At 72.0% G+C, this 21,465-nt stretch carries 22 protein-coding genes; 2 read left to right on the top strand and 20 right to left on the bottom strand.

Annotated features, from left to right (window positions below):
* Nucleotides 1–113: 113 nt before the first annotated feature.
* The 4 genes from ACZ7LV_RS33835 to ACZ7LV_RS33820 all read right to left on the bottom strand — a co-directional run bounded on the left by ACZ7LV_RS33835 (nucleotide 114) and on the right by ACZ7LV_RS33820 (nucleotide 5,131).
* Nucleotides 114–1,439 carry an AI-2E family transporter gene (locus ACZ7LV_RS33835; RefSeq protein ID WP_471945110.1) on the bottom strand — a complete coding sequence of 442 codons (1,326 nt, stop codon included), beginning with the start codon at nucleotides 1,437–1,439 and terminating at the stop codon, nucleotides 114–116.
* A 135-nt stretch (nucleotides 1,440–1,574) separates the two neighbouring features.
* A complete protein-coding gene (locus ACZ7LV_RS33830) occupies nucleotides 1,575–2,273 on the bottom strand; it encodes an aggregation-promoting factor C-terminal-like domain-containing protein (RefSeq protein WP_471945109.1) in 699 nt (232 codons plus the stop codon).
* 446 nt (nucleotides 2,274–2,719) lie between these two features.
* Entirely contained in the window at nucleotides 2,720–4,045 is a 1,326-nt protein-coding gene (locus ACZ7LV_RS33825) for a PhoH family protein (RefSeq protein WP_471945107.1), read from the bottom strand.
* Between the two features lie 312 nt (nucleotides 4,046–4,357).
* Nucleotides 4,358–5,131, bottom strand: a complete 774-nt coding sequence (locus ACZ7LV_RS33820) for an isoprenyl transferase (protein ID WP_471945105.1) — start codon at nucleotides 5,129–5,131, stop codon at nucleotides 4,358–4,360.
* Nucleotides 5,132–5,768: 637 nt separating this feature from the next.
* Here ACZ7LV_RS33820 and ACZ7LV_RS33815 point away from each other — a divergent pair.
* Nucleotides 5,769–6,929 (top strand): DNA glycosylase AlkZ-like family protein, encoded by a 1,161-nt coding sequence (locus ACZ7LV_RS33815; RefSeq protein WP_471945104.1) that lies wholly within the window; start codon nucleotides 5,769–5,771, stop codon nucleotides 6,927–6,929.
* 329 nt (nucleotides 6,930–7,258) lie between these two features.
* Here the strand turns inward: ACZ7LV_RS33815 and ACZ7LV_RS33810 are convergent, their stop codons facing one another.
* Together ACZ7LV_RS33810 and ACZ7LV_RS33805 are read right to left on the bottom strand one after the other, a co-directional pair.
* A complete protein-coding gene (locus ACZ7LV_RS33810) occupies nucleotides 7,259–8,062 on the bottom strand; it encodes a methyltransferase domain-containing protein (RefSeq protein ID WP_471945102.1) in 804 nt (267 codons plus the stop codon).
* A gap of 85 nt (nucleotides 8,063–8,147) precedes the next feature.
* On the bottom strand, nucleotides 8,148–9,020 hold the full coding sequence (locus ACZ7LV_RS33805) for an LLM class flavin-dependent oxidoreductase (protein WP_471945100.1): 873 nt from the start codon (nucleotides 9,018–9,020) through the stop codon (nucleotides 8,148–8,150).
* Nucleotides 9,021–9,159: 139 nt separating this feature from the next.
* On the opposite strand from ACZ7LV_RS33805, the gene ACZ7LV_RS33800 reads away from it, so the two are divergent.
* The gene (locus tag ACZ7LV_RS33800) at nucleotides 9,160–9,552 is read left to right on the top strand and encodes a DUF192 domain-containing protein (RefSeq protein ID WP_471945098.1); all 393 of its coding nucleotides are present in this window, start codon (nucleotides 9,160–9,162) and stop codon (nucleotides 9,550–9,552) included.
* A gap of 33 nt (nucleotides 9,553–9,585) precedes the next feature.
* On the opposite strand, the gene ACZ7LV_RS33795 is transcribed toward ACZ7LV_RS33800, so the two are convergent.
* From ACZ7LV_RS33795 to ACZ7LV_RS33730, 14 genes are all read right to left on the bottom strand, one after another.
* Nucleotides 9,586–10,209, bottom strand: coding sequence for an OmpA family protein (locus ACZ7LV_RS33795; protein WP_471945096.1), 624 nt, complete (start codon nucleotides 10,207–10,209; stop codon nucleotides 9,586–9,588).
* A 7-nt stretch (nucleotides 10,210–10,216) separates the two neighbouring features.
* Nucleotides 10,217–10,798, bottom strand: a complete 582-nt coding sequence (locus tag ACZ7LV_RS33790) for a hypothetical protein (protein ID WP_471945095.1) — start codon at nucleotides 10,796–10,798, stop codon at nucleotides 10,217–10,219.
* A gap of 34 nt (nucleotides 10,799–10,832) precedes the next feature.
* Nucleotides 10,833–11,432 carry a pilus assembly protein TadG-related protein gene (locus ACZ7LV_RS33785; RefSeq protein ID WP_471945200.1) on the bottom strand — a complete coding sequence of 200 codons (600 nt, stop codon included), beginning with the start codon at nucleotides 11,430–11,432 and terminating at the stop codon, nucleotides 10,833–10,835.
* Nucleotides 11,429–11,602, bottom strand: a complete 174-nt coding sequence (locus ACZ7LV_RS33780; protein WP_471945093.1) for a Flp family type IVb pilin — start codon at nucleotides 11,600–11,602, stop codon at nucleotides 11,429–11,431. Before ACZ7LV_RS33780 ends, ACZ7LV_RS33785 begins: the two co-directional genes overlap by 4 nt.
* Nucleotides 11,603–11,719: 117 nt before the next feature.
* Nucleotides 11,720–12,502, bottom strand: coding sequence for a response regulator (locus tag ACZ7LV_RS33775; protein ID WP_471945092.1), 783 nt, complete (start codon nucleotides 12,500–12,502; stop codon nucleotides 11,720–11,722).
* The gene (locus ACZ7LV_RS33770; protein ID WP_471945090.1) at nucleotides 12,489–13,754 is read right to left on the bottom strand and encodes a sensor histidine kinase; all 1,266 of its coding nucleotides are present in this window, start codon (nucleotides 13,752–13,754) and stop codon (nucleotides 12,489–12,491) included. The genes ACZ7LV_RS33775 and ACZ7LV_RS33770 overlap by 14 nt, the downstream gene beginning before the upstream one ends.
* A 527-nt stretch (nucleotides 13,755–14,281) precedes the next feature.
* Entirely contained in the window at nucleotides 14,282–15,169 is an 888-nt protein-coding gene (locus ACZ7LV_RS33765; RefSeq protein ID WP_471945088.1) for a DUF5936 domain-containing protein, read from the bottom strand.
* An 18-nt stretch (nucleotides 15,170–15,187) separates the two neighbouring features.
* Nucleotides 15,188–16,132 carry a type II secretion system F family protein gene (locus ACZ7LV_RS33760; protein ID WP_471945086.1) on the bottom strand — a complete coding sequence of 315 codons (945 nt, stop codon included), beginning with the start codon at nucleotides 16,130–16,132 and terminating at the stop codon, nucleotides 15,188–15,190.
* Nucleotides 16,133–16,145: 13 nt separating this feature from the next.
* Nucleotides 16,146–17,483, bottom strand: coding sequence for a CpaF family protein (locus tag ACZ7LV_RS33755; protein ID WP_471945084.1), 1,338 nt, complete (start codon nucleotides 17,481–17,483; stop codon nucleotides 16,146–16,148).
* 15 nt (nucleotides 17,484–17,498) lie between these two features.
* Nucleotides 17,499–17,855 (bottom strand): TadE/TadG family type IV pilus assembly protein, encoded by a 357-nt coding sequence (locus ACZ7LV_RS33750; protein WP_471945083.1) that lies wholly within the window; start codon nucleotides 17,853–17,855, stop codon nucleotides 17,499–17,501.
* 1 nt (nucleotide 17,856) lies between these two features.
* The gene (locus ACZ7LV_RS33745) at nucleotides 17,857–18,240 is read right to left on the bottom strand and encodes a TadE/TadG family type IV pilus assembly protein (RefSeq protein WP_471945081.1); all 384 of its coding nucleotides are present in this window, start codon (nucleotides 18,238–18,240) and stop codon (nucleotides 17,857–17,859) included.
* Nucleotides 18,237–19,484 (bottom strand): AAA family ATPase, encoded by a 1,248-nt coding sequence (locus tag ACZ7LV_RS33740; protein WP_471945079.1) that lies wholly within the window; start codon nucleotides 19,482–19,484, stop codon nucleotides 18,237–18,239. The genes ACZ7LV_RS33745 and ACZ7LV_RS33740 overlap by 4 nt, the downstream gene beginning before the upstream one ends.
* A 7-nt stretch (nucleotides 19,485–19,491) precedes the next feature.
* Entirely contained in the window at nucleotides 19,492–20,199 is a 708-nt protein-coding gene (cpaB, locus tag ACZ7LV_RS33735; RefSeq protein WP_471945077.1) for a Flp pilus assembly protein CpaB, read from the bottom strand.
* A gap of 61 nt (nucleotides 20,200–20,260) precedes the next feature.
* Nucleotides 20,261–21,091: a hypothetical protein gene (locus tag ACZ7LV_RS33730; protein ID WP_471945075.1), complete on the bottom strand. Its 831-nt coding sequence runs from the start codon at nucleotides 21,089–21,091 to the stop codon at nucleotides 20,261–20,263.
* Nucleotides 21,092–21,465 lie beyond the last annotated feature (374 nt).

Genomic DNA, 21,465 nt, shown 5'->3' with positions numbered 1-21,465 from the left:
GTGCGCTATGTCCCTCTCCGTGCATAGGCGGGGCTTGCGCAGTACCGCTGTCGATCGCGAACTCCGGCACCACTCCTCCACGCCGGCTTCCGTCGCCCAGGCGTTCGCGGGGGTCAGCCGGCCGGGGCCGGCGGGTCGGTCGGCGCGGCCGGGGAGGCGTCGGACGCGGTGGCGCCGTGCGGGCGCGGAGACTGCCGCAGGACGCGCTCCTGGGAGTACGCGCGCAGATAGCCGACGACGGTGTTGGTGACCGCCACCAGCGGCACCGCGACCACCGCTCCGCCGATGCCCGCCACCATGCCGCCGGCCGCGACCGACAGCACCACCGCCAGCGGATGCACCCGCACCGCCCGCCCGAGGATGAACGGCTGCAGGATGTGGCCCTCGATCTGCTGCACCGCGAGCACCACGACCAGCGTCATCACGGCCGTGAACACGCCCTGGGTGACCAGCGCGACGACCACCGCCAGCGCGCCGGAGATCACCGCGCCCACCAGCGGGATGAACGCCCCGAGGAAGATGAACACGGCCAGCGGCACCGCCATCGGCACATCGAGGAAGTAGATGCCGAGGCCGATGAAGATCGCGTCGATGAGGGCGACTATCACCGTGCCGCGCACATACGCCGTGAGCGTCTGCCAGGCCCGGGGACCGGCCCCGGCGACACCCGGCCGCGCCGCCGCCGGCACCAGCTTCAGCGTCCACTCCCAGATGCGCCGGCCGTCGTAGAGCAGGAACAGCGTCGAGAACACCGCGAGCAGGATGCCGGTCAGCGTCTCGACGACGACCGTCACGCCCTCCAGTCCCGCGGTGGTGATCTGGTCGGTGTTGGCCCCGACCGCCTCGCGCAGGTTCTCGGCGATGTCGTTGATCTGCTTGTCGGTGACGTGGAAGGGGCTGTCGAGCAGCCACCGCCGCAACTCGTCGATGCCGTCCTGCACCTGGTCGGAGAGGTTGTCGATGTTCTCCATGACCTGCCAGGTCACGAACCATCCGATCAACCCCATCACCACGAAGCCGAGGACCGCGGTCAGCGCCGTGGCCGGTCCGCGCGGCACCCCGTACCGCCGCAGCCGCGCCACCGTCGGCTGCAGCACCGCCGTGATGAGCAGCGCCGCCACGAAGGCCAGCACGACGAGTTGCACGGCGCTGATGACCTTCATCAGCACCCACAGCGTGCCCGCCAGCACCAGCAGCCGCCAGCCGGCCTCGGCCGCGACCCGCATCCCCCACGGCACGGCCTGCGCCGGATCGGGGCGGGGCACGACCGGGAGGTCACGCGCGTACGGGGGAGAACTCGCCGCCCTTGCCGACTCCTCGGGATCCGGCTCCGGCGCGCCATGGGCACGCTCCGCCTCGGCCCGGCGCTCTTCCCACCGTTGCCCCATCTCGGTCAGCCGGGTGCCGACCCGACCGAGCCACCCTGGCACTCGCGACATGATCCGTCCTTTTCCCCCAACCGTCCCCACCACTCCCCCCGGAGTCGTCCCGTCAGACCGTACATGGCCGAAGCCCCCCACCGAAGGACGGTGAGGGGCTCGGAAAGGTTGAGCGGGACGTTGCCCTGGCGGGGCTCAGTACCAGTGGTTGGCCTGCCAGAACGACCAGGCGCCGCAGGGGCTGCCGTAGCGGTCGTTCATGTAGTTCAGGCCCCACTTGATCTGGGTGGCCGGGTTGGTCTGCCAGTCGGACCCCACGGAGGACATCTTGGAGCCGGGCAGCGCCTGGAAGAGGCCGTAGGCACCGGAGGAGGGGTTGACCGCCGTGTAGTTCCAGTCGGACTCGTGGTCCACGATGTTGCTGAAGCACTGGAACTGGTCGCCCGGCACCATCGCGGCAGCCATCGACTGGATCTCGGAGATGGAGTACGAGCTCTGGACCGCGAAGCTGGCTGCGTCCCGGGTGGCGGACCGGCTGGCCGCCTCCTGCTCCGCCTCCTCGCGCTCCTTGGCTTCCTGGGCCGCCTGCTCGGCGGCCTCCTTCTTCGCGATCGCGGTCTCGGCGGCCGCCTTGCGCGCGGCCTCCTCGGCTTCCTTCTTGGCGCTCGCGTCGGCCGCGATGGCCTGAATGTCGGCCTGCTGCGTCAGGGAAGCGGTCTGTACCTGCGCCTGCTGGCCCGCGGGGATGTCCGCGAGCAGCGTCAGGTCGGTTGCCGCCGCCTCGGCGTCATTGGGCTGCGCGACGCTGCCCGAGGCAACGCCGACAACGCTTCCGACAGCGGTGACCGCGGTGGCCGAGGCCACTGCGAATCCCCGGACCGAAATCCGGCTCACACGGTTTCCTTCCAGCATCGCCCGCTCGGTGACCCTGGCGGACGCAATCGTGCCCCCTGACACTGGCCTCCCCAACTGCGGGTCACGGAAGGCACGGGCCCGGTGGGCAACTCCCGGGAGGGGAGCGCCGCATGGTGCTCGGGCGGCATACGACGACGCTATGGAGTTAGCTGTGGTGCTCCTGTTGTGCCGTACCGCCCCCACTACGAAAGTGTGGGGGTACCCCCAGGGGTACAGATGTGTCGTATGCGGGGCCTGACAGGAGTGAGACTCTGCCGTAACCCGACACCGCAAGGCAATTCCGGGTTGCGTGTGAAAGCTCACATGCCGTTTGGCCCGAGTGATTTCGAGAAAAACTCACGCGCGAAGGCGCCGCCCGGCTAGGCTCTTCGCCTTTGCCGAGCGGCGCCAACTACCGCTTCTCAGCCCCGGAGTGGGGCGCGGGGTCAGATCGCCCCCTCCTCCAGCATTTCGGTCACAAGCGCCGCGATCTGGGACCTCTCGGATCGCGTCAGGGTGACATGGGCGAAAAGGGGATGCCCCTTCAGTTTCTCGACGACGGCGACGACACCGTCATAGCGCCCGACCCGCAAATTGTCCCTTTGCGCCACATCGTGGGTGAGAACCACCCTCGAATTGGAGCCGATCCGGGACAGAACGGTCAGCAGCACATTCCGTTCGAGGGACTGCGCCTCGTCCACGATCACGAACGCGTCGTGCAGCGAGCGGCCACGGATGTGGGTGAGCGGGAGCACCTCCAGCATCCCGCGCGCGGTGACCTCCTCGATGATCTCGCGGCTGGTGACCGCGGACAGCGTGTCGAAGACCGCCTGGGCCCAGGGGCTCATCTTCTCGGCCTCGGAACCCGGCAGATAGCCGAGCTCCTGGCCGCCCACCGCGTACAGCGGACGGAAGACCATGATCTTCTCGTGCTGACGGCGCTCCAGAACCGCCTCCAGGCCCGCGCACAGCGCCAGCGCGGACTTGCCGGTGCCGGCCCGGCCGCCCATCGAGACGATCCCGACGTCGGAGTCGAGCAGCAGGTCCAACGCGATGCGCTGCTCCGCGCTGCGTCCCTTGATGCCGAAGGCCTCCCGATCGCCGCGTACCAGACGGACGTTGCCCTCCGGTGTGACCCGGCCGAGTGCCTTGCCGCGCTCGGACTGAATGGTCAGGCCAGTGTGGACGGGCAGTCCGACGGCCTCGGGGACATGGACGTGGCCTTCCTCGAAGAGGATGTCCACCTGCTCGCCGGGCAGCGTCAGTTCGGACATTCCGGTCCAGCCGGAGGAGTCCGTGATGGCGAGTTCCGCGCGGTACTCCTCGGCGAGGAGGCCGACCGAGGACGCCTTGATCCTGAGCGGGAGGTCCTTCGAGACGACGGTGACGTCGAACCCCTCGGCCTGCAGGTTGCGGGCCACCGCGAGGATGCGGGAGTCGTTGTCCCCCAGGCGGTAGCCGGTCGGCAGCACGCTGGGGTCCGAGTGGTTGAGCTCGACACGGAGGGTTCCGCCGAGGTCCCCGGTCGGGATGGGGGCGTCCAGACGGCCGTACCGCACACGGTAGTCGTCGAGCAGGCGCAGGGCCTGCCGGGCGAAGTAGCCGAGTTCGGGATGGTGCCGCTTCGCCTCCAGCTCCGTGACCACCACGACCGGAAGCACGACCTCGTGCTCGTCGAAGCGGTTCAAAGCGTTCGGGTCCGCCAGCAGGACGCTGGTGTCGAGAACGTAGGTGCGCCGGTCGGGCTTGTGGCGCTTTGTGCTGGTCACCACGGAAGGACGTACCCCCTCGGATGAGGTCGGGGAGCGACGGAGACGGTCTGGACCGGTTGCCGGCCGCGATGCACGGGCCGGAGACCGGCCCCTCGCCGCTTCGTCCGTGCTGTGACCGCACGATCGGGCTGGTGCAAAGGGCCTCCCGGGCGGACGGCCCCGTGCCGTCCGCTGAGATCCGACACCCGTGGTTCGGGCGTCGACCTGGTTGCTTTATGCCCTCGAAAACGCGCCGCCATGCCACGGCATATGACGGCGTGCCGGTGAACTCCGCGTGAAGCGCTCTACGCCCGAAGGGGTGGGACGGCTGCGTCAGCCGCCGTAGCGGCGATGACGCGCCGCGTAGTCGCGCAGGGCGCGCAGGAAGTCGACCTTGCGGAAGGCCGGCCAGAAGACGTCACAGAAGTAGTACTCCGAGTGGGCCGTCTGCCACAGCATGAAACCGGACAGCCGCTGCTCACCGCTGGTGCGGATGACCAGGTCGGGGTCGGGCTGCGCACCCGTGTAGAGGTGGCGGCCGATCATGTCGACGTCCACGGCCTCGGCGATTTCCTCGACCGAGCGGCCCTTGTCGGCGGCGTCCAGCAGCATCGAGCGGACGGCGTCGGCGATCTCCTGGCGGCCGCCGTAGCCGATGGCGACGTTGACCAGTATCCCGTCGACGTGCGCGGTGGCCTCCTCGGCCTCCTTGAGCGCCGTGCGCATCGGGGAGGGCAGCAGGTCCGGGGTGCCGACGTGGTGCACCCGCCAGCGGCCGTCGGCGGCCAGGGAGCGCACGACGCCCTCGATGATGCCGAGCAGGGGGACGAGCTCGTCCTCGGGCCGGTCGAAGTTGTCCGTCGACAGCAGCCAGAGGGTGACCACCTCGACGTCCGTCTCGGTGCACCAGCCGAGGAACTCCTCGATCTTCTCGGCACCGGCCTGGTGACCGTGCACGGTGGTGGAGCCCGAGGCCTTCGCCCAGCGTCGGTTGCCGTCCATGATGACGCCGATGTGCTTGGGCACCTGAGCGTGGTCCAGGTGGCCTTCCACCCGGCGTGCGTACAGCCTGACCAACAGGCCGCGCAGCTTGTCGCGCAGGTTCACGTGAATGTCAGCCCCTCCGTACGGATCGGACAGGTGCGGCAGAGCGCGCCCCCTGTCCGCGTGGCGGTCCCCGGGGGCGAAGCCTACCCCCGCGCTACGCCCGTGCCCGGGGCGGGTGTTGGGAGCAAAAAACGGGCCGGTCCGTGGGGGGGAGACGGACCGGCCCGAGGGGGGGCTTCCACCATAACCCTTCGTAAGGGCTGCTGCGTGCATCGGCGCGAGACAACTACTCTCCGGAGTCGCCCGGCAACGCGCGGATGGCCGCGGAATGCCGGGTTCACAGCCTCTTCATGGCCGGTTCACGGGGGGCGCACAGGACTTTTCGGGCATCCCTCTGACGGGCGACCCTGGAGGTGACGGCGACTTGACGCCTGGAAACGGGATCCGGACACCGCGCAGCCCCCTCCACTGCGCGGTGTCGCCCGCGCAGCTTTGCTGACGCGAATTACCTTGGTCTGAACTTACGTGATGTGTCAGGGGTGACGCGAGTGGTCGGCGATAACAATGTGGAAAAACCCTGGCCCGGTCTGCCGTCCGGACCCGCCGCGCGGGGGTCGGCTCCCCGCGCGGCACACCCGATCGGCCCCACGACGGGACCGGATCCGTCCCCGTCGCGCCCTGCCGTCCGGCCCCGACCGTGAAGAGCAAAGGGATCACCTGGGCCCGGGCCGGCGCACGACGGCAGGAGCGGCAGTTCCTGGCCAATCCGGCGCCGGCCGTTACTCCGGTCGCCGAGGTCGTCGCCGCCCTGCGCGGGGCGCACGCCCAGGTGATGTCGGCGGCCGAACTCTCCGTCGGGATCCGGGTCGCCGAGATCACCCGGGCGGACGTACGCGCCGCGCTGTGGGAGGAGCGCTCCCTCGTCAGGACCTACGGTCCGCGCGGCACCGTCCATCTGCTCGACAGCCGGGAGCTGCCCCTGTGGTGCTCCGCCCTGCCCGCCGTGCCCACCGCCGCGGGCCCCCTCCCGCCGGGCGTCCGGCTCGACGGCGAACGGACCGCACAGGTGCTCCACGCGATCGGCGACGCGCTCACCGGGGCCTGTCTCACCGTGGACGAACTGGGCGAGGCGGTCGTCGCGCGTACCGGTGCCTGGGCCGGGGAGCGGGTGATGCCCGCCTTCCAGGAACTGTGGCCGCGCTGGCGGACGGTGCTGCACCTGGCCGGCCAGTCCGGCGCCGTGTGCTTCGGCCCCGACCGTGGGCGCAGGACCACCTACACCCGCCCGCCCCTCTTCACTCCCCTGCCCCCACGGGAGGCGCTGCGCCTGCTGGTACGCCGGCATCTGCGTGCCTACGGCCCGGCGACCCCCGCCCACTTCGCGAAGTGGCTGGCGGCCTCACCCGGTTGGGCCGGCGGGCTGTTCGCCGCACTGGCCGACGAGGAGGAGATCGAGGAGGTCGTGTGCGAGGGCACGCGCGCGTGGGTGGCGGCCGGGGACACGGAGTTCCCCGAAGGGCCGGTGCGGGGCGTACGGCTGCTGCCGTACTTCGACGCCTACGGCATCGCCGCACAGCCGCGCGAGGTGCTGTTCCCCGGACGCGCCCGGGAACGCGCGCTGTCCCGGGGCCAGGCCGGCAACCATCCGCTGCTGCTCGTCGACGGCGTGGTGGCCGGGGTGTGGCACCAGCGGCGCCGGGGGCGGCGGGTGACGGTCACGGTGGAGCCGCTGGGCACGCTCACGGCACGCCAGGAGCGGGAGCTGGCGGAGCAGGCCGAACGGGTGGCGGCGGTGGGGGAGGCGGCGGGCGGGGCGGAGCTGGTGATCGGGGAGGTGACGGTGGGGCCGCACGCCTGACGCCGTGTCCGGTCAGCGGGGCGGTCAGCGGGGCGGTCTGCGGGGCGGTCTGCGGGACGGTCAGCCGGCCGGTCTGCGGGCCGGTCTGCGGGGCGGTCTGCTGGCCGGTCAGCCGGCCGGTCTGCGGGGCGGGCAGCGGGACGGGTCAGCGGGAGGGTCAGCGGGAGGGTCAGCGGGACGGTCTGCGGGCCGGTCTGCCGGCCGGTCAGCCGGCCGGTCAGCCGGCCGGTCTGCGGGGCGGGCAGCGGGACGGGTCAGCGGGACGGGTCAGCGGGAGGGTCAGCGGGACGGTCTGCGGGCCGGGTCAGCGGGACGGTCTGCGGGACGGGTCAGCGGGGCGGTCTGCGGGCGTCGAAGAGGTGGCGGGTGCTGTGGGCCACGAAGGGGCCCTGCGTCTCGATCCGCTCGTGCAGGGCACGGAGCCCGTCCTCGTACGCCTCGACGGTGAAGTCCGGCACCATCCAGATCACCTTGCGCAAGAAGTGGACGACGGCGGCGATGTCGTGGAACTCCATCCGCAGCCGCTCCGCGCGCAGCTCGACGACCTCCAGACCGGCGGCCTCCGCGCCCGCGCGCTCCCGGTCCGGGTGGCGGCCGCGCCGCACCTCCTCGGGCTGCGGGCCGAGGAAGTGCTCCACGAGTTCGAAGACGCTGCCCGGCCCGACGTGCTGGGCGAAATACGTACCGCCCGGCCGGAGCACGCGCGCGATCTCGTCCCAGTGCGGCTGTACGGGGTGACGGCTGGAGACCAGGTCGAAGGCCCCGTCGGCGAAGGGCAGCGGGGCGTCCTGCGGCGCGGCCACGACCACGACGCCACGCGGGCCGAGCGACTCGGTGGCCCGGGCGACGTTCGGGGGCCAGCCCTCGGTGGCGGCCGCGAGCGCGGGCCGGTGGCCGGCGGCGTCGAGCGCGAACCCGAGGACCTCGCCGCCGCCGGTCTGGATGTCGAGAGCGGCACGCGCGCGGGCGAGCCGCCCGGCCAGCGACTCGGCGTACCGCCAGGAGGGCCGTTCCTCGGTGGCCCGGCCCTCGAACCACGAGAAGTCCCACCCCTCGGTGGGGACGGCGGCACCCTCGGCGAGGAGTTCCTCGAAACCGGGGCGGGGGTCGGTGGGGCGGGGGTCGTGCGGCATGCGCCCGATCGTCGCAGGGCCGTGCCGGTGGCCGCCGCCGATTTTCCGGCGTGGTGAAACGACGGCGGGTGGGCCGCGGCTACGGCTACGGGACCAGCGGCCTGACCTCCTCGGCGGTGAAGCGGACGAAGCCCTCGGGGTCGGGCTCGTCGCCGGTGGGCTGGAGGATCACGGTGTCGGCACCGGCCTCGACGAGCTGCTCGACGGCCTTGGCGACGGCCGCCGCGTCCCCCGCCACACCGAGGTCGGGGACGTCCGCGACGCCCTCGGCGACGAGTTCGGACCGCAGGCGGTCGAAGGCGTCGGGGCCGGTGGCGGCGAGGAGGTAGACGACGACGCGGTGCGGGTCGGTGCGGCCGGCCGACGTCCGCCCCTCGTCGATGAGCCGACGGGCCCGGCGTACGCCCTCCGGGGGCGTCGCCGCGGTGAGGACGGTGCCGTCCGCCGCCGCGCCGGACAGGTGGAGGGTGCGGGGGCCGGTGGCACCGGCGAGGATCTCGACCGGTGCCGGCGGCGGCCAGTCCAGGGCGACGTCGTCGAGCTTGACGTACCGCCCCTCGGTGCTGAGCCGCTCCCCGCGCAGCAGCGCCCGCAGCGCGTCGAGGTGTTCGCGCAGCAGCGTCAGCGGGGAGCCGGCGCGGGCGCCGACCTGGCCCATCCAGTCCTGCACGCCGTGCCCGACGGCGAGGACCGGGCGGCCGGGGAACATCCGGTGCAGCGAGGCGGCCTCCATCGCGGTGATGGCGACGTTGCGCAGCGGCACGGGAAGCAGGCCGACACCGATCCGGACCCGCTCGGTCCAGGCCAGGGCGGCCGCGGCCGTGGAGACGCCGCCTTCTCGGAAGCAGTCCTCCCACAGCCAGAGTTCGTCGAGGCCGGTCTCGTCGGCCAGTCGGGCGAGGGCGCGCAGCCGCTCGGGGGGAAGTTGGGGACGGAACACAGCGCCGAGTCCTGTCATGCGGCCTTCCTACCCGCGGCGGGCGGAGCGGACAACAGCTTTACGGTGTCGGCGAGGCCGGGCGGACGGGTGCTTCGTGAGCGTGCCGGTACGGTCGGTTCGCACACCGGCTGGGGACGGACGGCGGAGGGGCCTGGGAATGGGCAGGGGCTGGGGCGGCGGACGGCGGCGCCTGCGGGACGGGCGGGGGGAACTGGTCGTGCACGGGGGTGCGACGGTGCCGCTGGAGATCGCGGCGTCGTACCGGGCCCGGACGCGGGGGCTGCTCGGGCGGGACGCGGTCGAGGGCGCGCTGCTGCTGTCCCCCGCGAACAGCGTCCACACCTTCCGGATGCGCATGCCCATCGACGTCGCCTACCTGGACCGCGGCCTGGTCGTCCTCGCCGTCCGCACGATGCCGCCGTGGCGGTTGGGCATGCCCCGGCTCCGGGCGCGGCACGTGCTGGAGGCGGAGGCCGGGGGGATGGCGGGGTGGGGGGTTCGGGCGGGGGTCAGGGTGGAGGTCCGGACGGGTCAGGGGGACGTCCGGTAGCGGCGCGCGAGGTGCCGCTCCCGGCGGGGTGCGTCAGCCGTTGCGGGGGAAGGAGACCTCCACACGGCGGTTCTTCTTGCGGCCGGACTCCGTGGAGTTGTCCGCGATGGGGTACTGCTCGCCGTAGCCGCGCACCTCGAAGGTGATGTCCGGGGAGTTCAGTTCCGTGTCGAGGATGTCGTGGACGGCGTTGGCGCGGCGGCGGGAGAGGGTGTCGCCGTGGGCGGAGGAGCCGAGGTTGTCGGTGAAGCCGAAGACGCGGACCTTGGTCGCGTTCTGGGTCCTGATCTCGTCGGCGATCGCGGCGATGCGGGCCTTCGACTGGGCGCTGAGCCTCGCGCTGTCCTTGCCGAACAGGACTTCCGCCTGGAGGGCGAACTTCACGTCGGCGTTGGTGTCCTCGCGGCGTTCCTCTCCGCCCTGGTCCTCCACGACCTGCTTGATGTCGAGGACCTTGGGCTCGGCGAGGGTGGCGCCTTCCGGAATCTTCAGATCGGGGTCGTTGGCGTCGACCTCGACCGGCGCGGAGGCGGTGGCCTCCGTACCCGGAGGGACGCTGGGGTCGTCGTCGGCGTGCGCGGTCCCGGCGGCGCAGAGGGTGCCGGCGAGCATGATCGAGGCTGTGGTGAGGGCGAGGGGGAGGCGGGTGGGGGTCATGGGGGCCTCAACCGGAGATCGTGATGCCGGCGCTGGCGAAGGTGGGCAATTGCAGAGTGACCTCGGTGGTACTGGTCGGCGGCGACGGGAACTGCATGAAGACCGGAATCGAAGCACCGGGTTCGATTCTCGGAATGCTCGTGGTGGTCAGCGGACGGCCGTCGGTGTCCCGCAGCACGTAGTAGCGCTTCTTGCTGGCAGAATCCACGAGCGTCGCGCCACCGAGTGAGGAGCCGTGCCTGATGATCTCCGTCTCGTCGCCCGCGGTGCGAACGGAGACCCGAGCGGGCTCATCGCCGTCGTTCTTCAGCTCCCCACTCACGGTGACAAAGCCACCGGCATCCCTTGTGGCAGACGTGATCTGCAACATGAGGCCTTCCTCGCCGCGGAGTTCGGCCAAAGGCTTGTCCGTTCCCTCCTGAGCAGTCGGCTGGGACCCGCTCTGCTGCGGTGCCGAGGCCGAGCTGTCCGGCTTGTCGTCCTCCCCGTCGCCACCGCTGCCGCAACCGGCCACACCGAGGGCCAAACCGGCCGCGACGGTCATCGCGACCACCCCCCTGCGGGCCTTCGTAGTGAACCGAATGCTCATGCCTCTGCTTCCTTCGCCATTCGTCGTTCGCTTGTCAGTCGGCCAGATGGACGTCGAAGAGGTCCTCGGGGCCCGGAAGGGTGTCAGGGCTTTCCGGATCCAGGTGCCATTCCACGCCCTTGCAGTCAAGACTCGGCAGGGTGTCGTCCCCCGCATCCTCGCCGGGGATGTCGAAGAGGCAACGCCGCTCCACGACGGCCACGGCGGATGCCGTCGCATACCGGGCCTCCGTGCCGGGCACGATGGTGTCCCCGACCGGCTCGTCCGTCGTGACCTCGACGCGGTAGCCCAGTAGGCCCTGCCCCTGACAGACGTCCACGTGAGCCTCGTTCTGTGCCGCGAGCTGCCCCGCGCGGTCACAAGGGTCCTCGAACAGCTCCACGTCACCCTCGAAGATGCCGTGCCACGAATCCGGGTCCAGCAGGTTCTCGACCCACTCGCCCGTGATCTGGTCCCGCAGGTCCTGGGCCGCCGCGAGCGCGGCCGCGTCCGCCGCCGTCTGGGCCTCGTTGCGGGTCGCGGCGGCCTGCCCGACCGCCAGGTACGCGAACGCGAGAAAGAGCAGACCCGCCACCACCGTGATGTAGATGGGGAAAGCCTGCCCTCTGTCGCCGTATCGGTGAAACCGCCTCAGCCGCCGGTGACTTCGTCGATCTTGTCCACGATGGCGTCGTAGATGGACTGGCCGATGTCCGTCCCCGTGATCGCCAGCACGATGGCCACCACGACCGCGATGATCCCCAGGTACTCCACCGCCGTCTGGCCCCTGTCGTCGCGGGCGGTGGTGTTCCTCCACTTGTTCATGACGTTCCCCTCCCGGTGTGGCGGCTTCGGTGCCGCGAGGGTAGGGAAGGGCCGCCGGGTCTGCCGAGGGCCCCAGGGCCCAGCTGTGGGCCCAGACATCCGTCCGCCGCATCGCCCTCACCCCAGCCCCAGCCACTTCGCGGTGGCCTCCGAGCGGCTCGTGCTGTGCAGCTTGGCGAAGATGCGGTTGATGTGGTTCTTGACCGTCTTCTCGCTGATGAAGCACGTGGCGGCGATTTGCTGGTTGTTCATGCCGGATGCGATGAGGTCCATGATCTCCGCCTCTCTCGCGCTGAGTTGGGACCGTGACCGGTATGACGAAGACTGTGCCACAACCGGTTGCACTTGCGAAAGGTTTTCCGAAGAATTAAGCCGTGGCGGGGAGTATGGATTTGCAGTCGCATCTGCGGGAGCGCGGCTGCTCTGCCTGAGCTGGGCCAGGAGGGCCTCCGCCGCCGTGGGGGTGAAGTGTGGCCTGCCGTCTCTGATGTCCCGTACCGCCGCGACCAGTTGGTCCGCCGTGAACTCGCCGTGCACAAGGTAGCCGCCCGCACCGCGCCGCAGGGCCTCCTCGACGATGTCGGGCTCGCGGCTGTAGGTGAGCATCACGACGGGGGCCAGGTGCACGAGGTGCGGCAGGGCCGCGATGCCGTCCACGCCCGGCATGCGGACGTCCAGGAGCACCACGTCCGGCCGGTGGGTCCGGGCCGCCTCGTACGCCTCCCGGCCGTCCGCCGCCTCCGCCACGACCGTGACGTCCTCTCGGCCCGAGAGGAGGGCGGTGAGCCCCGCGCGGACCACGGGGTTGTCGTCGGCCACGATCACGCGCAGGGACGGGCCGGCCGGGTCCGCGGGGGGCGGGAAGGGGGTGGCGGCAAAGGGGTGTTCAGCGTCCGGCATCGTTCGGCCTCCGCTCGGGGGTGGGGCCCAGGGCCGCCAACGGGAGTTCCAGGCGTACTTCCGTGCCCTTGGGGTGCGTGCCGCGGCCGATGCGGATGCGGGCGCCCACCGCGGCGGCGCGCTCGACCATGCCGACCACCCCGAAGTGCCCCGTTCTGCGGAGCTGGGCGAGCGACGTCCCGGGGGCGAGGCCCCGGCCGTCGTCGTAGACGCTGAGCAGGAGCACGTCGCCCTGGATGCCCGCCGTGACGTCGACGTGGGTGGCGTCCGCGTGCCGGTGGGCGTTCTCCATCGCCTCGGTCGCGATGGTCAGCAACTGGCGGGCCACCGACGGGGGGACGGGCGGGACGGGGGCGTCGCCGGTACGGCGGTAGGTGGTGGGGACGCCGGTGCGGGCGGTGAAGTCGGTGGTGCGTGCGGCGAGTTCGGCGAGTATGTCGCTGCCGTGGGCCGGGTCCGACTCGCGGCGGAGGTCCGTCAGCAGCTCCCGGGACTCGGCGGCGGCCCGGCGGGCCGAGCGGGCCACGAGTTCGGCCCGGTCCTTGACCAGGGACGGGTCGAGCCGGTCCGCCGAGTGGGCCAGGCCGTCCGCCGCGAGCGCCACGCCGTGCAGGGTCTTGGCCACCGAGTCGTGCAGTTCGCGGGCGAGCCGGGCGCGTTCGGCCGCCACCGCCTCCGTGACGGCCAGCCGCGCCTGGACCGTGGTCAGGGCGTGGGTGGCCTCGCCGAAGCGGAGCATCAGGCCCCGCAGGGTGGAGCCGACCGCGCCGGTGATCACGCAGAGGCCGGGCAGGAGGAGCGTCTCGGCGGGGGTGGCGTCGGGGGTCCTCGCGAGGGTGGCGTGGACCAGGAGCAGGATCAGGGCCTGGAGGGAGGCGAAGACCGCGGCGCCCCGCCAGCTGTAGACGAGTCCGGCGAGGAGCGGGGTGCAGACACTGACGTAGGCCAGGGTGCTGTCGGGGCCGGCGGAGATGAGCGGGAGGGAGCCCAGGAGGGTGTCGAAGGCGAGCAGGGTGGGGTGGCGCAGCAGCAGCGGGGCGAAGCGTTCCCAGTCCCTGAACAGGACGTAGGAGGCCATGAAGGTGACCACCACGGCCGCGCCGACCAGGCGGACGCCGAGGCCCGGCGAGGCGTTGAGGAGGGCGGCGGGGGCGGCCAGGGCGATCATGGCGAGCCGGAAGCCGAAGACCTGGCGGCACAGTGCCTGGAGGGCGTTGACCTGGAGGGAGAGTGCGGGCGGGGTGGCGGGCACCGGGCTCCCGGCGGCCTGGTGCGACCTCGGCGGCACACCGGACGCGCGGTCACGGTCGTCCGGCGCAGCCGGCCCGACGGGACCCGGAGCGCCGGGGCAGCAGTCCAGCGCGGCCGACCCCACGGGACCCGGACCACCCGGGCCGCAGCCCAGCGCGGCCGACCCCACGGGCCCTGGACCGCCGGGGCCGCAGTCCGGCGCGGGTGACCCGACGGAGCCCGTGGCGCCGGGGCCGCGGTTCGCCGCGGGTGGCGCGACGGCACCCGGACCGCCCGGGCCGCAGTCCAGCGCGGACGGACCCACGGGACCCGCGGCGCCCGGGCCGCAGTCCAGCGCGGACGGACCCACGGGACCCGCAGCGCCCGGGCCGCGGGCCGGCGCGGGTGGCCCGGCGGGGCCCGGGGTGCCGGGGCCGCGCGCCCCGTCGTGCTCCCTCCATGCCCATCCCGCCGCCACGCCCCCCGGCGCCGCCGCGTGTCCCCGCGAGACCGCCCTTGTCCCCTCCGTCGGTGTGAGTGTCATGGCCCTCACTCACCCGTGAGCGTGCCGAAGTCCGTACCGGAGCCGAGGAGCAGCCCGGCGCCCAGCAGCAGCATGGTCGCCGGGACCATGAACGTCGTGATCATCATCGTGGCCTTCGGCACCGCCCGCGCTGCCTTGCGCCGGGCGTTCTGCGCATCCGTGCGCCGCATGTCCTTGGCCAGCGACACCAGCGTGTCCACGATCGGCGCGCCCAGCTCCTCGCCCTGCTGCAACGCCGTCACGAACATCGCGACCTGCTCCGAGTCGTTGCGTCGCCGCAGTTCCGCGAAGGCCTGGCGGCGGCTCATGCCGAGGTCCATCTGGTGCAGCGTGATGCGGAGCTCGTCGGCCCAGGGGCCCTCGTAGCGCGAGGCGACCCGGTCGAGGGCCTGGCGGAAGCCGAGGCCGGCGCTGACCACGACGGCGAGGACGTCGAGGAAGTCGGGCAGGGTCCGGTCGATCACGTCCTTGCGGACCCGGATCGCCGACCAGATGCCCACCTCCGTCCAGAACGCGCCGAAGGCGAGCAGCAGCACGGTCATCAGCACGTTGCCCTGGAGCAGGAACACCAGTCCGCCGACGCCGCCGAGGAAGCCGTAGACCGCGCGGCGCGCGGCGTAGCGGTCGATGGTGAGGCCGCCGGGGTTGCCCGCCAGGTCGATCCTCCTGCGGTACCGGGCGACCCGCGCCGGGCCCATCAGGCGCAGGACGGCGGGCGCGTACCGCATGCCCATCCGGTCGACCAGCGAGTCCACCGCGCCCGTGCGGGTCGAGCCCACCTCCAGGGCGAGGACGAGGTCGGCGGGGAGCTTCGCCTCCGCGCGGTACATCCGGATCCCGGCGAAGACGCCCCACACGCTCAGACCCATGACGAGTGCCAGTACCAGTGCCATGCCGATCCCCTCCCTTCCTCAGACGTCGATACGGGACAGCCGGCGGATCATGACGAAGCCGACGGCGTACAGCGCGAACGCGATGACCACGCAGGCCTGGCCGACCGGGGAGCCCGTCATCCGGTCCAGGGCGCCGTCCTTGACGCCGTTCATCAGGAACAGCGAGCCCACGCCCATCACCGGGACCGCGTACGACGTCATGCTGACCTGCGAGAGCTGGGTGCGGATCTCACGGCGGGTCTCCTTGCGCTCCTCCAGCGTCTCGGTGAGGTTGCGAAGCGCGCTGACCAGCTGGCCGCCCGCCCGGTTGGACAGCACCAGGGTGGTCACCAGGACCACCAGCTCACGGGACGGCAGCCGTTCGGCCATCTCCCCCAGGGCCTCGTCCATCGACGCGCCCACCGCGAGCTGGTTGGCCACCTTGGCGAGTTCCTCCCCCGCCGGGGCCTCCAGCTCCTCCGCCGCCATGCCGATCGCGGTGCGCAGGGCGAGGCCGGCCTGGGTGGCGTTGGCCAGGATGCGGGCGAGTTCGGGGAGTTGGTTGATGAACTTCTCGATGCGTTTCTGCCGTTGCCAGTTGAGGAACTGCACGGCCGCCCAGACGCCCAGCAGTCCGGCGATCGGGCCGAAGAAGGGGGCGAGGGCGGCCTGCCCGATCAGCCACAGTCCGGCGACGGCGGCGAGCAGCGCGACGAAGAACTCCCCGGGGGACACGTCCAGGCCCGTCGCCGCCAGCCGCAGCTCCAGTCGCCGGCCCGGCCGGGTGCGGCGCAGCCGGCGGTCCAGGTCGCGGAACCGGCGCCGGCGGCCGGTGACCTGGACCTGGCCGGTGGACGACAGGCGCTCCACGAGGGCCTGTCGCTGGGCCCTGCCCATGGCGTAGGCGTGCAGTCCGGCAACGGCGAGGACGCAGGTCAGCAGGGCGACGCCGGTGGTGAGGGAGACGAGGGTCGTCAGTTCCATGGTCGGCTCCTGCCTACCGGGCTTCTCGGGTGGCGAGCTGGTCTGCGGACTGGGCGACGCCGAAGGCCTGCGGGATCGGCTGGCTCGCCATGTAGAGGCGGTCGGCGGTGCGGCGGGTGAGCGGGAAGTACTGGAAGCCGCCGTGGATACGGCCGTCCGCGGTCATGGGCCGGGCGTTGAAGCGGGCGATCGTGGCCAGCCGGTACGGCTCCCCGCCGTGGCTGTCGAGCAACGCGACCTCGGTGACCCGGCGCAGCCCGTCGGCGAACCGGGTGAGCTGCACGATGACGTCGACCGCGCTGTTGATCTGGTCGTGCAGCGCGGCGAAGGGGACCTCGACGTCGGACATGGAGGCCAGGGTCTGCAGCCGCATCAGCGCGTCCTCGGCGCTGTTGGCGTGGACGGTGGCGAGCGACCCGTCGTGGCCGGTCGACATCGCCTGGAGCATGTCCAGCGACTCGCCGCCACGGACCTCGCCGACGACGATCCGGTCGGGCCGCATGCGAAGCGAGTTGCGGACCAGGTCGCGGATGGTGACCTGGCCCTGGCCCTCGACGTTCGGCGGCCGGGACTCCAGGCGGACCACGTGCTGCTGCTGGAGCTGGAGTTCCGCGGAGTCCTCGATGGTGATGATCCGCTCGCTCTCGGGGATCAGTCCCGACAGCGCGTTCAGCAGGGTCGTCTTGCCGGTGCCCGTCGCGCCCGACACGATGATGTTGAACCGCGCCTGCACCAGCCCCGCCAGCAGGTACACCATCGGCTCCTCCAGCGAGCCGAACTGGACCAGTTCCGGGAGCGTGAAGGAGCGTGGGAAGCGGCGGATGGTGAGCGTGGCGCCGGTCAGGGACAGCGGCGGGATGATGACGTTGACGCGCTCGCCGGACGGCAGGCGGGCGTCGACCATCGGGTTCGACTCGTCCACGCGGCGGTTGACGGTCGACACGATCCGTTCGATGGTCTGCATGAGCTGGTCGTTCGAGGCGAACCGCAGCGGCAGCTGCTCCACCCGGCCGGCCCGCTCGACGAAGATCGCGTCGGGGCCGTTCACCATGATCTCGGTGATCGAGGCGTCCTCCAGCAGCGGCTCCAGGATGCCGAGGCCGAGCGCCTCGTCGACCACCCGCCGGATCAGCTGCGAGCGTTCGACCGTCGACAGGACGGGGCCTTCGCGGCTGATGATGTGCCCGAGCACCCGCTCCAGCCGTGCCCTGCGCTCGGCCGTCGCGAGCGCGCTCATCTCCGCGAGATCGATCTCCTCCAGGAGCTTGGCCCGGTACGTGGCGACCAGGTGTCCGTCCTCGCCCCGGCTGCCGTTCTCCTCGGGGGAGTTGATCCGTGCCCGCAGACTCATCGCCGTACTCCCCGCTCAGTGGTCCATCGGCATGGTGGCGGTCTTGGTGGCCGGGCCGAAGTCCCAGCCGGGCACGATCGACGGGATGTCGATCGTGGCGGTGACCTCGACCTCCTCGCCCAGGTACGAGGCCGCGCAGCCGGCGTCCAGCCAGGAGCTGACCGCGTTCTGGCAGTCCTGCGCGTACGGACCGTCGAGGGAGGCGCTGCGCGCGCCGGTGCGGGCGGCCGTGCCGGCCTGCTGCGCGGTGTAGGCGATCAGGCCGATCTGCACGGCGGCCATCGCCACGAGGATCAGGACCGGGAGGAACCCCAGATACTCCAGGGCCACCTGGCCCCGGTCGCGGACGCGCTCGCTGTGCCGGTACGTCATCTCAGTCCGTCTCCTCCACCACGGCACCCGCGTGGCCGGCGACGCCGGGGAAGGGGAAGCCGATCGAGCCGGGGAAGAGGACGGGTACGTCGAGCCGCACGTCGGCCGTGACGAGGCCACCGCTCTCGCCGCAGGACACCTCGGCGCCCCCCTCCCACGCGGACGGCAGATGCCGGAGGCCCGCCTCCTGACAGGCCGCTTGGCGGTCCTCGGCCGCCGTGCCCGCCCGTGCGGCCTCGTCGGCAGCGTTCCCCGCGAGCGAGTAGGTGTACCCCACGAGCACGAACTGCCACAGCAGCACCAGTGTCAGGACGATCAGCGGGGTCATGCCGAGGAACTCGACGGTGACCTGCCCCCGGTCGCCGCCCCGGCGGCCGGGATTCATCCGTCCCTCCGCCGTCGGAAGCCCGCCGATCCGCGGTCCGCCCGCGACCGGCCGCCCTTCCGTTCGCCCGCGGGCGCCTTGACCAGCCCCAGTTCGCCCGCGAGCGCCCACAGTGCCTGTTTGACGGTGCTCCTGCTGTCCAGTTCGTGGACGCGGCCGGCGTCCACGACGCCCTGGAGTTCCTTGAAGTGGGCGGGCACGGCCGTCGCGGCGACCGCCGTGCCGGTGATCCGCTGGATGAGGGCGGGCTGGATCTCCGTACCGCGGGTGTGCCGGTTGACGACGACCGTGGTCTCCTCCGCCTTGCGGATCTGCAGCCGGTCCCACATCCGTACCGTCCGCTTGGCGCCCCGGACGGCGACCACGTCCGGCGTGGTCACCAGCAGGGCGGTGTCGGCCATCTCGACCGCGGCCGCGCCGGCGCCGCTCAACTGGGCGCCGCAGTCGATGACGACGGCCTCGTAGCGGGAACGCAGGGCGCTGACGATCTGCCGGGCGGCGCGGTCGGTGACCTCCTCGCCGCGTTCGCCCTCGCCGGGGGCGAGCAGCAGGGCGAGTCCGGTGTCGTGCCGGAAGACGGCGTCGGCGAGGACCCGCGGGGAGATGTCGTTGATCGCGGCGAGGTCGGCGACGCTGCGCCGGAACTGGACGTCCAGGTAGGACGCGACGTCCCCGGTCTGGAGGTCCATGTCGACCAGCACGGTGGAGCGGCCCGACGCCTGGGAGGCGAGCGCCAGCTGGATGGCGGCCAGTGTCGCCCCGACGCCGCCCTTGGCGCCGCTGACCGTGACGACGGTGCCGCCGACGCCGGTGAAGACGTCACCGCCGTGACCGAGGTGCCGGCGTACGCCCACCGACCACTGGGCGACCGCCTGCACGCGGTTGGCCAGTTCCTCGTACGACAGCGGCAGGGCGACCAGGCCGCGGGCGCCGGAGTCCATGGCGGCCTGGAAGAGGGCGGGGCCGGCGTCGGAGGTGACGAGGATGACGCCGACGGCGGGGAAGCGGAGCGCCACCTCGCGGATGAGTTCCAGGGCCGGGACGGGCCCGATGCGCTCGTGTACGACGACGACCTCGGGCAGTTCGTCCACGGACTCGGCGGCCAGCCGGGCGAGGGTGTCGATGAGCTGGGTGGAGTCGACGACCGGGGTGACGGGCTCGGCGTCCGGGAGCTGGCTGAGCAGGGTCGTGACGGAGCGGATCGCGTCCGCGTCGCCGACGGCCGGCAGGATCCTCGTGGGCATCCGGGCCTCACTTGTCCTTCGCGAGTTCGTAGGTGCGGTCCGCGTCGGGGACGGTGGTGCCGCCGCCGGGCGCCACCAGGGCCAGCCGGACGCGCTCGGCGAACGACTCGGCGTAGGTGAGGCGCTGGGCGTCGAGGGTGGACAGCGCGAAGGTGATGGGCACGGCGTCGGTGGAGCGCCGGGTGCGGTCGTCGCTGTCGGGCTCCAGCGAGGTGAGCTTGCCGACGTCGATCACCTGGGCGTTGGTGACGATGATCTTCGATTGGGCGGGGGCGCCCTCCCGCTCACCGGCGAAGGTGGCGTACACGTTGACCTTGGATCCCGGCGTGATCTTGCCGGCCACCCCGGTCGCCGCGTCGATCATGATGGCGACCTCCTGCTGTCCCGGCCGCAGCGCGGGCTGGTCGACGATCATGTCGCTCTGCAGCAGGGAGCCCTCGCGCAGGGTGGTGACGGCGATCTTGCCCCGGACCTGCCGCAGATCGGTCACCGCGTTCTCCGACAACCAGCGCTCGGGCATCTCGATCCGCTCGAACCGGTCGGCGGTCAGGGCGGTGTAGGGCGCGACGTCCTCCTTGAGCCGGTACGCCGCGGCCTCGGGGCCGACCTTGGACTGCACGTCGTCGATGACGGAGAGCACGCCCGCGAACGCGCCGAGGGCGCAGAGTACGGACAGGAGCAGGAGTATCACGCCGCGGCGCTGACGGGAGTTCATGAAGCGTGCAACCTCGTTGGGGGTGGGGTCGAACGGGTCGGGGGTCTCGTCGGGCGGCGGGTCACCCCGCCGGGAGCTGGAGCTGGGTGTCGTACGCCGGTGCCGTCGCGGAGCAGAACACGCACCGGTCGCCGATGACGTCGATGCCGCACCAGTGGCAGCTGTTGCGGCGCACCGAGCCGACCAGCTGGTAGAGCACGGACAGGTCGGGCAGATAGGTGCAGAACTCGATCAGCTTGCCGGTCCCCCACCACGCGGCGGACTCGGCGGGCAGCCGGGTCTCGCGCAGGCCCTGCACACGCCAGGACGGGGCGAGCGTGGCGTTGATCCAGTCGGACTGGAGCTGTCCCCGGGCCAGCAGCATCCAGGTGCCGAACTCCGGTCCCGCGAGCCGCGCTTCGGGGACGATCCGCACGAGCTGCGGCTCGGGGTGGGCGAGGACGCCGAACTGGCTGCCCGGCACCCAGGACTTGGCGTGCGACGTGAGTCCGACGGGGACGCGGTCGAGCCGGGCCACGGTGGCGAGCACCGCTCCGGCGTGGATGTAGTGGGTGAGCAGCCGGCCCGCCGAGGCGAGGACGCCCGGGCCGAGGTCGCAGGAGGCCAGCTGCCTCAACTGCCGGGCCAGGACGGCGAGTCCCAACGGGGGCAGTTCGGGCCGGAAGAGGGCGATCCGGTCGCTCTCCAGGAGGGACCGGACGGTGTGCAGCCGCCGCGCCACCGCCGCCGGAACGGCCTGCGAGCACACCACGATCACATGGCCGTGCGCCTCGACCAGGGCCTGCATCTCGGCCAGAGCGTGGTCCAGCGGGCGTTTGTCCAGGTCGCGCAGGACGACGGCGGGCAGGGTCCGCTCGTCCTGCGCCGGCAGCGCCATGTCGGCGCTGGTCACGGCAATGACTGTTGGCACGCGCAGCTCCCCGTCTCCCACCCAAGTCCGGCCCGCCGGCGCAACTCTCGTGCACCTGGTCGACTTCATTGCGTGACTACCTCAGCACTGTATCCACGCCTCCGTGACCGGAGAACAGCGTTTCCGTAGCCGAGCGGCAACTCCTCTTGCACAAGGGGCGCCAAATCGGGACAGGGGGAGCATCCCGACCGAACCCCCAGGAGTGGCCGGGCACTTACCCCTTGACAGCGGAATTGGTCTGGACCAACTTGTAGCTCCAACGGTGGCCACCGTTCGTTCCCTCGCGCTCCTCCTTCGTCGTTCCCCCGTCATGGAAGTCCCCACTCCCCCACCGGAGGCCCCAGTGGACCGCGCAC

It is taken from the genome of Streptomyces sp. NPDC107562 (assembly GCF_055657325.1).
Note: the sequence above shows the minus strand (reverse complement) of the source record. Positions and strands in the feature narration are given on the sequence as shown.